Origin of the sequence: Mesorhizobium sp. M7A.F.Ca.US.002.01.1.1 (assembly GCF_004022955.1) — a bacterium.
Taxonomy (GTDB): domain Bacteria; phylum Pseudomonadota; class Alphaproteobacteria; order Rhizobiales; family Rhizobiaceae; genus Mesorhizobium; species Mesorhizobium ciceri.
This window is the reverse complement of sequence record NZ_RZQE01000203.1, coordinates 1-10048: the sequence shown is the minus strand read 5'-3', so window position 1 is coordinate 10048 and position 10048 is coordinate 1. Positions and strand designations below refer to the sequence as shown.

Annotated in this window: 8 protein-coding genes; 3 read left to right on the top strand and 5 right to left on the bottom strand. The window is 64.7% G+C overall.

Annotated elements, in window-relative coordinates; translation table 11 throughout:
• The coding region (locus tag EN932_RS38420) for a hypothetical protein (RefSeq protein WP_206618946.1) at positions 1 to 308 on the top strand (308 nt) is incomplete at its 5' end.
• Between the two features lie 110 nt (positions 309 to 418).
• Positions 419 to 1360 carry an LLM class flavin-dependent oxidoreductase gene (locus tag EN932_RS19640; RefSeq protein ID WP_013528961.1) on the top strand — a complete coding sequence of 314 codons (942 nt, stop codon included), beginning with the start codon at positions 419 to 421 and terminating at the stop codon, positions 1358 to 1360.
• A 6-nt stretch (positions 1361 to 1366) separates the two neighbouring features.
• Here EN932_RS19640 and EN932_RS19635 read toward each other — a convergent pair whose 3' ends face one another.
• The 5 genes from EN932_RS19635 to EN932_RS19615 form a co-directional block, all read right to left on the bottom strand.
• A complete protein-coding gene (locus EN932_RS19635; RefSeq protein ID WP_127369481.1) occupies positions 1367 to 2053 on the bottom strand; it encodes an isochorismatase family cysteine hydrolase in 687 nt (228 codons plus the stop codon).
• A gap of 36 nt (positions 2054 to 2089) precedes the next feature.
• Positions 2090 to 3814 carry an ABC transporter ATP-binding protein gene (locus EN932_RS19630; protein WP_128368988.1) on the bottom strand — a complete coding sequence of 575 codons (1725 nt, stop codon included), beginning with the start codon at positions 3812 to 3814 and terminating at the stop codon, positions 2090 to 2092.
• Between the two features lie 109 nt (positions 3815 to 3923).
• A complete protein-coding gene (gene fhuB / locus EN932_RS19625) occupies positions 3924 to 5927 on the bottom strand; it encodes a Fe(3+)-hydroxamate ABC transporter permease FhuB (RefSeq protein ID WP_127388332.1) in 2004 nt (667 codons plus the stop codon).
• Positions 5924 to 6784 carry an ABC transporter substrate-binding protein gene (locus EN932_RS19620; protein WP_127368171.1) on the bottom strand — a complete coding sequence of 287 codons (861 nt, stop codon included), beginning with the start codon at positions 6782 to 6784 and terminating at the stop codon, positions 5924 to 5926. Before EN932_RS19620 ends, fhuB begins: the two co-directional genes overlap by 4 nt.
• Before the next feature lie 25 nt (positions 6785 to 6809).
• Positions 6810 to 8993 carry a TonB-dependent siderophore receptor gene (locus EN932_RS19615; RefSeq protein WP_245460888.1) on the bottom strand — a complete coding sequence of 728 codons (2184 nt, stop codon included), beginning with the start codon at positions 8991 to 8993 and terminating at the stop codon, positions 6810 to 6812.
• A 212-nt stretch (positions 8994 to 9205) separates the two neighbouring features.
• On the opposite strand from EN932_RS19615, the gene EN932_RS19610 reads away from it, so the two are divergent.
• Positions 9206 to 9997, top strand: a complete 792-nt coding sequence (locus EN932_RS19610) for an ATP-binding cassette domain-containing protein (protein WP_164753497.1) — start codon at positions 9206 to 9208, stop codon at positions 9995 to 9997.
• The last annotated feature ends 51 nt before the right edge of the window (positions 9998 to 10048 follow it).

The following is a 10048-nucleotide window of genomic DNA, read 5'->3' as shown; positions in this document are numbered from 1 at the left end:
GCGCCATACGGATCGGCCGCCCGAGTGCCCCTGTAAGCAAGTGGCTACCAACTTCCCATCACATAAGAGAAAATTATTCTAGATTTGACCGAAAAATAGCAATCGACAAAGTCTACAAGTTTTATAGATTAACCGACGAGACGGAGGTCGATATGTCCTATATCCAGAACGCCCAGACGGATCGCAGTGGTCAGCGGGCGGCCAATGCCCAGACCTTCCGCCCGGCCTATGCCGGGGCTTTCGCCTATCTCGTCTTTGCCCTTGCGTTCGTGTTCACCGGGGCCGTTGTTCTGGGTCTTATTCCCTGAGTCGTCAGATCGACCGGGGTTAGCTGCCCCACCACTTACAGGCAATTGGAGTTGAATGAACCGAATCCTCGGCGTGCTTTCGCGCGCCCGACACCACGGAGGACATGGCAATGCCGATCGAGTTCACGCATATTCCCGGCAAGACCGCCGATGCCGCGGTTCCTTTTTTCTACGACTTTGCCGAGACCGCGACCAAGCTCGGGCTGATTGAGGACGGCGGCTTCCGCAAGATCGTCGTCGACGATTCGGCCGGACTGCTGACCAACATGGATCTTGCGGCCCAGGTGCTCGATCGCACCTCGTCGCTGGAAGTCGTGCTCACCCATTGGGCGGGCGTGGTCGAACCGACTGTGGCGGCCCGCCAACTGGCGTCGATCGACAGGCAAAGCGGCGGACGCCTGGCGCTGAGAATGATCAGCGAGCCGCTGAGCGATGCCGACGCCGAAACACGGCCGGTCGGGCACACCGTCATCTGGCAGCGAATAGACGAATATCTGGTGCTGCTGAAGCGGCTGTGGTCGAACGACCGGCCCTTCGACCACGAAGGAACGTTCTACAGCATCAAGGGCGGCTACGTGCCGCGCAAGGGACCGCACGGCGCCGACCTGGTCATCCGCATGGGCGGGCAGTCCGGAACGGCGCTCAAGGTGGCCGGCCGACATGCCGATGTCTTTGAACTGGCGCCGGGCTCGATCGACGAGATCCGGCAATTGATGGAGCGGGTGCGCCGCTCCGCCGCCGAACATGGCCGGGCCGGCAAGCTGCGCTTCGCGCTTCCGGTCGGGATTCACCAGGGTGCTTCCGCCTCCGGTCACAAGGCGGTCGATGTTGCCGGGCCGCCAGCCCAGGCCGCCCTGTCGCTGCTTGCCTATGCAGCCCTCGGGATCGATGAATTCATGATTGTCGGTGTCGACACGCCACGCGAGATCGCAACGCTCGGCCGGGAAACGATCGCCCTGCTGCGCAATTCGCTGGCGCGTCGCGAACACGAGGCATTCCAGCCTGGGGCATATGCGTCTCGTGCAGGATTGGAGACGCGCGCAACGGGCTGAACTCCTTCAGCCTTTTGTTGCCTCTGGCCTGTCGCCAAGCCGCGACAGGCCTTCAATGACAGCGCCCGAATCCGCCAGCGCGCCGAAGACGCCATCTTCGACCGTCACCATATGAAGCGCGGCCTCGTGGGCTTGTTTGTCGCCGCTGGCGCAGGCGTCGGAAATCGTCAGGCATTGAAAGTTGCGGTCGCAGGCTTCGCGCAGCGTGGTGTGGACGCAGACATCCGTCGTGCATCCGGAAAACATGAGATGCGTGATGCCTTGCGCGCGGAGCACAAGCTCGAAATCCGTATAAATGAAGGCGCTGTTGCAGGTCTTGTCGACGATGATGTCCTGCGGTGCCACGTCGATCTCCGGAACGATCTGGAACCCCGTGCCCGAGCGCAGCAGGATATCGGTGCCGTCGAGACCGGAGCGCTTGCGGCGCCATTTTTCGTAAGGCGTCATATCGGCCATGTCGGCCCTATAGCCCTGCCTGGTATGGATGACCCTGACGCCGGCCTTGCGCGCGGCCGCGATCAGCCGGCTCACCGTCGGCAGGATCGCCCTCAGAGGCGACGGGTCATAGCCCTGCCTGGCGAAGTAGCCCGTCGTCGACAGGAAATCCTGCTGCAGGTCGATGACGATCAGCGCGGTGTTTTCGGCCACCAGCCTGCCGTCAAAGGGAAAGTCGAAGGGCGTTGCCTTGATCATCCGGGCGCTCCCTGCTTTGGCCGCTACCATAGTGGATCAACGCGATGACACCAGATGCTGGGCGTCGTGCAGGCGTCGATAGATTCCGCCGGCACGGATCAGTTCGCTGTGCGACCCCTGCTCGACGACGCCCGACTCCGAGACGACGACGATGCGGTCGGCGCCGCGGATCGTTGCCAGCCGGTGTGCGATGACCAGCGTGGTTCGGCCCTCGGCAAGTTCGGCCAGCGACTTCTGGATTTCGCGCTCGGTCTCGGTGTCGAGCGCCGACGTCGCCTCGTCGAGGATCAGGATCGGCGGGTTCTTCAAGAACATACGGGCAATCGCCAGCCGCTGCTTCTGGCCGCCGGACAGTTTTACGCCGCGCTCGCCGATGATCGTGTCGTAACCGGCCGGCAGGCCTGATATCATGCCGTCGAGCTGCGCCCGCCGCGCGGCATCGGCGATGGCGCCGTCGGAGGCGCCGAGACGGCCATAGGCAATGTTTTCGCGGATCGAGCCGCCGAACAGGAAGACATCCTGTTGGACGATGCCGATCTGGCCGCGCAGCGAAGCGAGCGTCATGTCCCTGATATCGATGCCGTCGATGCTGATCCGCCCGGCGCTGACTTCGTAGAACCGCGGCAGCAGCGAGCATATGGTGGTCTTGCCGGCACCTGACGGCCCGACGAAGGCGATGGTTTCGCCGGCGCGGATGGTGAGATCGCTATCCTTCAGCACCGGCTTGCCGTCGCCGTAGCCGAAGCTCACACCGCGATATTCGATGGAGCCCTTGAGGCCGCTGGCGGTAACGGCACCGGGCCGGTCGGCGATGTCGGGTTCGGTGTCGAGCAACTCTGTGTAGCGGCGGAAGCCGGCAATGCCTTTTGGATAGGTCTCGATCACCGAATTGATCTTCTCGATCGGCCGCACGAAGACGCCGACCAAAAGCAGGAAGCCGACGAAGCCGCCATTGCTCAGGCCTCCCGTGATGACGAGGTAGCTGCCGGCAATCATGACCACGAGCTGGATCAGCCTTATGCCCATGTAGTTCAGCGAATTGCTGGCCGACATGATGCGGTAGGCGTCGAGCTTGGTCTGGCGGTAGCGCTGGTTGTCATGCGCGAACAGCGTGCGCTCATGCTCCTCGTTGGCGAAGGCCTGGACGACGCGCATGCCGCCGACATTCTCCTCGATGCGGACGTTGAAATCGCCGACACGCCGGTAGAGCGCCTGCCAGTTGCGCTCCATGCGGTCGCCGTAGCGCATCGTCACCCAGGCGATCAGAGGCACGATCACCGCCGTGATCAGCGCCAGATGCATGTTGACCGTGAACATCAGCACGAAGGCGCCGGCGAACGTCATGATGGCGATGAACAGGTCCTCGGGGCCATGATGCGCGATCTCGCCGATCTCCTCGAGATCCTTGGTGACGCGACCGACGAGATGGCCGGTCTTGTGGTTGTCGTAGAAGCGGAACGACAGTTTCTGCAGATGATCGAAGCTCTTGCGCCGCATCTCGGTCTCGATGTTGATGCCAAGCATGTGGCCCCAATAGGTGACGACCGCCATCAGCACCGTGTTGAGCAGATAGATTACCAGCAGCCCAGCCGAGGCGATGATGATCAGCGTCCAGTCCTGCCGTGGCAGGAGCTGGTCGACGAAGGTGCGGACCGCCATGGGAAAGCCGAGTTCGAGCAGGCCGGCCAGCACCGCGCAGGAGAAGTCGAGCGCGAACAGCCCCTTCCAGGGCGCGTAATAGGACAGGAAACGTCTGATCATCGAGGTGAACCGCAAGCTGTCTTGATGGACGCGGCGAGGGCACCGGCCGCCATCGATGGGCGCTGCCTACAATCGGCAGGGTAGGGCCGGCAATATGCCAGGGCCGACTTCATTGCCTGCTTTTCCACATCAGCGCCATGAAATAGGGGCCGCCGACGAAGGCGGCGATGAGCCCGGCCGGCACCTGCCAGGGAAAGATCAGCGTCCGGCCTGCCCAGTCGGCGGCAACGAGGATCAGCCCGCCTGTCATGGCCGAGGCCAGAAGCTGCGGCACGGCACGGCGGAAGCCGAGCATGCGCGCGAGATGCGGCGCCATCAGGCCGACGAAGCTCAGCGGGCCGATGACCAATGTCGCGGTTGCGGTGGCCAGCGCGGTAAGTGCCAGCAGAATGGCGCGAACCCGTCCAAGCCGCAGGCCAAGGCCACGCGCGGCAGTTTCGCCGAGCGGCACTATATCGAGCCAGCGCGCCGTCAGCGGCGCCAGCGCGAGGACGGCGACCGCGACCGCAGCGGCAGTGAAGGCATCATTGGGCGTTGCGCGATAGGTCGATCCCGATAGCCAGGCGAGCAGGAAGCCCGTGCGCGGATCGCCGCTGGCCAGAAGCAGCGCGGCGAAGGCCGACGCGACCGTCGCCACGGCGACGCCGGCAAGCAGCAGCCGCGCCGGCGACAGTGCATTGCGCCGCCCGACCAGTACGACGATCGTCAGCGCCAGCAAGGCGCCCGCGAGTGCGGCGCCGAGCATTGCCGCGCGGTCGAAGCCGTCGCTGAGCAACAGCAGCGCCAGCACGCCGAAAGAGGCGCCGCCGGAAATGCCGAGCACTTCGGGTGCTGCCATCGGGTTGCCGGTCATGCGCTGCATCAGCGTGCCAGCGACCGCGAGCAGGACGCCCGCCGACAGGGCGACGACGACGCGAGGCGCGCGCAGGGCAAGCAGCTCGGTCAAATCCTCGGATGCGATCCAGTGCCAGCCGCCTGCACCACGGCCAAAGCCCATTGCGACGACAACCGCGAGGATGAGCGCCAGCAGGCCGGCGATCAACGGCAGGCCGTTTGTCGGCAGGCGTACGGACGACATCATGTCGGCCTGCCTTTCGGGGGTGGTTCGCATTCGCGGCAACAGGAACAGCAGCAGCGGCGCGCCGAGCAAAGCGGTCGCGGCGCCGGCGGGGATTTCGCCGGCGAACGGCAGATGCTGCACCAGACGGTCGGTGAGCCAGAGCAGGGCGCCGCCGACCAGCGGCGACCAGACCAGGCGGCGGCCAAGCGTGCGCGCTCCGGCCAGCCGCGCCAGCGCCGGGGCAGCGAGCGCCACGAACCCGATGACGCCGACCTCGGCGACGACCAACGCGCCAAGCGAGACGGCGACAGCCATGCCGGCAAGGCGGATGACGGCCGGGCGGGTGCCGAGCGATGCCGCGCCGTCGTCGCTGAGATCGAGCAGGCGTAGCGGTCGCCAGAGCAGGAACGCGGCGCAGATGCCGGCCAGCAGCCACGGCGCCAGAGCAACGACGGCCGCATCGCCATTCTGCACCAGCGAGCCGCTCTGCCAGATGAACAGCTCCTCGGTGTATTCGCGGTTGAGCGCCATCAGCAGCGCGCCGGCCGAACCGAAAGTGAGGCTGACGACGAGGCCGGCGATGATGATCGACACTGGCGAAAAGCTGCGCCCGCGCGCCAGTGCGAAAACGGCTGATGTGGCGAGAGCGCCGCCAGCCAGCGCCACCCCTTCACGGCCGCCTTCCAGCAGCCATGGTGCGTAGAGGGTGGCGGCCGCCAAAGCGAGGCTTGCTCCGGCATTGGTGCCGATCGTGGTCGGCTCGGCCAGCGGGTTGCGCAGCACATGCTGCATGACCACACCGGCGAGACCGAGCGCCGCGCCGGCCAGCACGCTGACGGCGACACGTGGCAGGAAAGCATAGCGATACAGCAACTGCACTGGATCGGATGTGTCGGGGGCGGTGAGCGCCTGCCACCACAGGTGCGTCGGCAGAACATGGATGAGATCGAAGACGGTCAGCATCAGCGCCAGACCCGCGGGCACGGCAACCAGCAGGATGAGCGCGCCGATGCCGTCGCGCTGTCGCGGCAGGGACATTGCCTGAGCGATCATGCCGCTGCCATGAATTCGGCGAAACGCCCGGCGGCAGTGAGACCGCCGAACGGCCAGACCGGCGGAATGGTCCGCACCTGGCCGTTCCGGACGCAGGGCAGGTTGGCCCAGAGCGAGTTGCGGGCGATCCTGATCCTGACGTGCGGCGGGATCGGATCGAGCGAGATCAGTTGCGCCTCGCCGACGGCGACCAGTTCCTCGATGCCGACCGTCGAAAAACCCCATTCATTGGTGGCGCCGGTCCAGGCGTTGACGAGGCCGAGTCGGTCGAGGACGTCCTGCAGCAGGCTGCCGGCGCCGTAGACGCGGACATGGCGATCGTCGAACATGCTGACGACGCAGACCGGTTTTTGCACCGCCCGCTCCAGCCTGGCACGCGCTTGGGCGATAGAGGCTTCGATGCGCCCGACAAGGTTTTCTGCTTCCGTCCCACGGCCAAGCATGTTGCCAAGCTGCAGCGTCACCTGCTGCGCCTGCGCGTAAGGTGGAGCCTTGCCGCTGTAGAACGGCACATTGAAGGTCGGCGCCAATCTGGTGAAGCTGTTCTCGTCCAAGCCATAGCCATAGGCGCCGACGATCAGGTCGGGCCGCAATTCCCGAAGCAGTTCGAGATTGGGCTCGCTGCGCGACCCCAGGTCGATGGTGGCCTGCGGCAGCGCCGGGCCCTGGACCCAGTCGCCATAACCCCTGGTGTCGCCGACGGCGAGCGGCGACAGGCCGAGCGAGACCACCAGTTCGGCCGATGTCCATTCCAGGCAGACGACGCGGGCAGGTGCCGCGCGTGCCGTGCCGCCCGGCAAAGCGAGACCGGTCGCGGCGAGGCCGGCAAGGTACTGGCGCCGTGTCAGCGCCGCCATTTTGGGCCGGCCCGCCACATTGCTTCTACCATGTGTATTTCACCGAACCGTTGATCCTGCGGCCCTCGCCGTAGAAGCAGCCGAAGCCCGAGGAGAAGCAGGAGGCGACGTAGCGTTTGTCGAACAGATTGCTGGCATTGAGGCTGAGCGTGGCGTTCTGCCAGGCGTAATGCACCGCCGCGTCGGCGAGCACGACCGACGGAACCTTGAAGCTGTTGGCGTCGTCGCCATAGGTCGAGCCGACATAACGGACACCGGCGCCCAGGCCGAGACCTTCGAGCTTGCCGCTCATGAAGGTGTAATTGGCCCAAAGCGATGCGGAATGGGCCGGCACGCCGAAGGGCGTGTTGCCCTCGTTGCTGACCCAGACGCCGTTGACGTCTTCGACAGCGGTCGCCCTGGTGATCTTCGTGTCGAGATAGGTGTAGGCCGCTCTCAGGTCGAAGCCGGAATCGAGGCTGGCAACGGCCTCGAGTTCCACGCCGCGCGAACGGATCTCACCGGTCTGGAACAGATCGTTGGGCGAGCCCTCATTACCGGAACGCACGACATTCTGTCGGGTCAGGTCGAAAACCGATGCCGTAATGAAGGAATTCCAGCCGGTCGGCTGGTACTTCAGCCCGATCTCGTACTGCCTGCCGGTCTCGGGCACGAACAGATTGCCGTCGCTGTCGGCGCCGGCCACCGGCTGGAACGATTCGGAGTAGCTGACATAGGGCGCAAGCCCGTTGTCGGCGAGATAGACGAGCCCCGCCCGGCTGGTGAAGGCGTTGTCCTTCTGCTCGGGAATGTAGCCGCCGGCCAGATTGTCGTAGACCTTGGCGTCCGACCAATCCTGGCGGCCGCCAAGGGTCAGCCGCCAGTTGCCGAACTTGACCTGGTCCTGGGCATAGAGACCGACCTGCTGCTGGGTGGTGTCGGTATCGGTGTAGGGCGTCAGATCGGTGATCGGGTACCCGTAAACCGGATCGAAGATGTTGAAACCGTCCTCGACGGTCCCTTCCGAGGCATAGTCGCGGTAAGTGTAGCGTTTGTAGTCGAGGCCGACGAGCAGCGTGTGGGCAAGCGGCCCGGTGCCGAAATCGGCTTGTGCCTGGTTGTCGATGGTGACGCCGCTGAGTTTGGTGCCGCCGGCATCTGCGTAACGGTAGTAGTCGCCGCTTGAAGGTTCCAGGCCGTTCGAGTCCGTCAGTCCGCCACCAAAGACGCCCTCCTCGGTGTGAGTGAGGTGGACGTAGCGGGCATGCTGTCGCACCTGCCAGGTTTCGTTGAAACGGTGATCGAATTCGTAGCCGATCGAGGCCTGGTCGGTGTCGTAGGAATCGAAGCCGGGTTCGCCGACGAACATGCTGTTCGGCAGGTACTTGCCGTCCTTGCCCGGTATGACCGTGCCGTAGGCAGGCAGGTACTGCATCGCCCATCCCGAGCGGTCGCGCTGATAGTTGGCGAGGATGGTCAGGCTGGTGTCGGCATCGGGCTGCCAGGTGATCGCCGGCGCGATGAAGATGCGATCGTCCTTGACGAAATCGGTCTGCGTGTCGCCCATGTGAGCGGCACCGGTGAGGCGAAACAGCAGCGACTTGTCGGCGTTCACGGCACCGCTGAAATCGAACTTGCCTTCATAGCGATTGAAGCTGCCGCCACCGAGTTCGATCTCGCGCAGGTTTTCCTCGGTCGGCCGCTTGCTGACATAGTTGATGATGCCGCCGGGGCTAGCCTGGCCGTAGAGCACCGACGCTGGTCCGCGCAGCACCTCGTAGCGTTCCGCGCCATAGGAATCGAGTGCGGTGAACAGGGTGAAATTGCTCTCCTTAAGCTGCAGCCCGTCCCTGTAGAAGACGCCGTTGGCGTTCGAAATGCCGCGCAACTGCAGGCCGAGGCCGCGATTGTCGGTGCCGTAGAGATCGCCGGTGGCGCCGGGCGTGTAGCGCAGAACGCCGCCGAGGTTGTCGATCGCCTGTGCTTCCATCTGGTCCTTGGTGATCACCGATATCGACTGGGGCGTCTCGATCAGCGGCGTGTCGGTCTTGGTGCCGGTGGAGCCCTTGGTGGCCACGTAGCCCTTGACCGGCCCGAAGGCGCTTTCGACACGTTCCTGGACGTTGATCGGGTCCAGGGTGGTGGTGACCGTCTCCTGGGCCAGTGCATGGCCGCAGCCAAGCAGGGCCGGCACCGACACCGCTGCGATCAGCAGGCGCTTTCGCGCCATCCGGTCCTGCCAAATCAGTCCACGTCCCGAGATCATCCTGCGCCCCCTTTTCCAAATTTCATGTCGATATTGCCGGTCGCGACGATTTGTTGATCGTTGCAGTCATCTTCAATGTTGACTAGTAAGGTCATGTTTCATAGTCAACCGGGCATGAGCCGTCGAAAGCCGGAATCTGGAAATGCGGGCGGCCGCACTGGAGAAAAGCCATGAGCATGGCTGGAATTGATGCCCAGACTGCCTTCCATATCGACGCGGTGCGCTTTGCCGTCGGCGAGCGGACGCTGCTCGGTCCGGTCTCGCTCGAACTGGAGCGCTCGCGCGTCTATGGGCTGATCGGCCACAATGGTTCGGGCAAGTCGACGCTGATCAAGCTCATGGCGCGCCAGCAGCCGGCGAGTTCAGGCGCCATCACTTTCGCCAAGCGTCCGCTGCCGCAATGGGGCGCCCGCGAATTTGCCCGCGCGCTTGCCTATCTGCCGCAGACGACGCCGGCGGCGACCGGCCTGACCGTGCGCGAACTGGCGACGTTGGGACGCTATCCCTGGCACGGCGCGCTTGGCCGTTTCCGCGCGCAGGACAGGCAGCATGTCGAGGAGGCGCTGGCCCTGACCGACATGGAAGGTTTTGCCGACCGGCTGGTGGACGAATTGTCGGGCGGCGAGCGCCAGCGCGCCTGGCTCGCCATGCTGGTGGCGCAGAACGCCGGCGTCATGCTGCTCGACGAGCCGATCTCGGCACTCGACATCGCCCATCAGGTCGAGGTGCTCGGGCTGGTCAAGGAACTCAGCCGCAAACGCGACCTATGTGTCGTCGTCGTGCTGCACGATCCCAACATGGCGGCGCGCTACTGCGACGAACTGATCGCGCTCAAGGACGGCAAGCTGCTGACGCGCGGCACACCCGGCGAGATCATGCGCAGCGATGTTCTGAAAGGCATTTTCGGCGTGGAGATGGGCGTGTTCGCGCACCCCGTCACCGGCCAGCCCGTCGGCTATGTGCAGTGACGAGATCTGGTGCGGCGGCGGGAAATAGAAGGCGGCTGGCCGCTGTGAGAA

What these genes read in the sequence shown, in the direction of transcription:
- EN932_RS19620 (WP_127368171.1), bottom strand. Translation starts at nt 6,784, where the DNA reads ATGGCGGCGCTGACACGGCGCCAGTACCTTGCCGGCCTCGCCGCGACC.
- EN932_RS19630 (WP_128368988.1), bottom strand. Translation starts at nt 3,814, where the DNA reads ATGATCAGACGTTTCCTGTCCTATTACGCGCCCTGGAAGGGGCTGTTC.
- EN932_RS19615 (WP_245460888.1), bottom strand. Translation starts at nt 8,993, where the DNA reads ATGGCGCGAAAGCGCCTGCTGATCGCAGCGGTGTCGGTGCCGGCCCTG.
- EN932_RS19635 (WP_127369481.1), bottom strand. Translation starts at nt 2,053, where the DNA reads ATGATCAAGGCAACGCCCTTCGACTTTCCCTTTGACGGCAGGCTGGTG.
- EN932_RS19610 (WP_164753497.1), top strand. Translation starts at nt 9,206, where the DNA reads ATGGCTGGAATTGATGCCCAGACTGCCTTCCATATCGACGCGGTGCGC.
- EN932_RS19640 (WP_013528961.1), top strand. Translation starts at nt 419, where the DNA reads ATGCCGATCGAGTTCACGCATATTCCCGGCAAGACCGCCGATGCCGCG.
- fhuB (WP_127388332.1), bottom strand. Translation starts at nt 5,927, where the DNA reads ATGATCGCTCAGGCAATGTCCCTGCCGCGACAGCGCGACGGCATCGGC.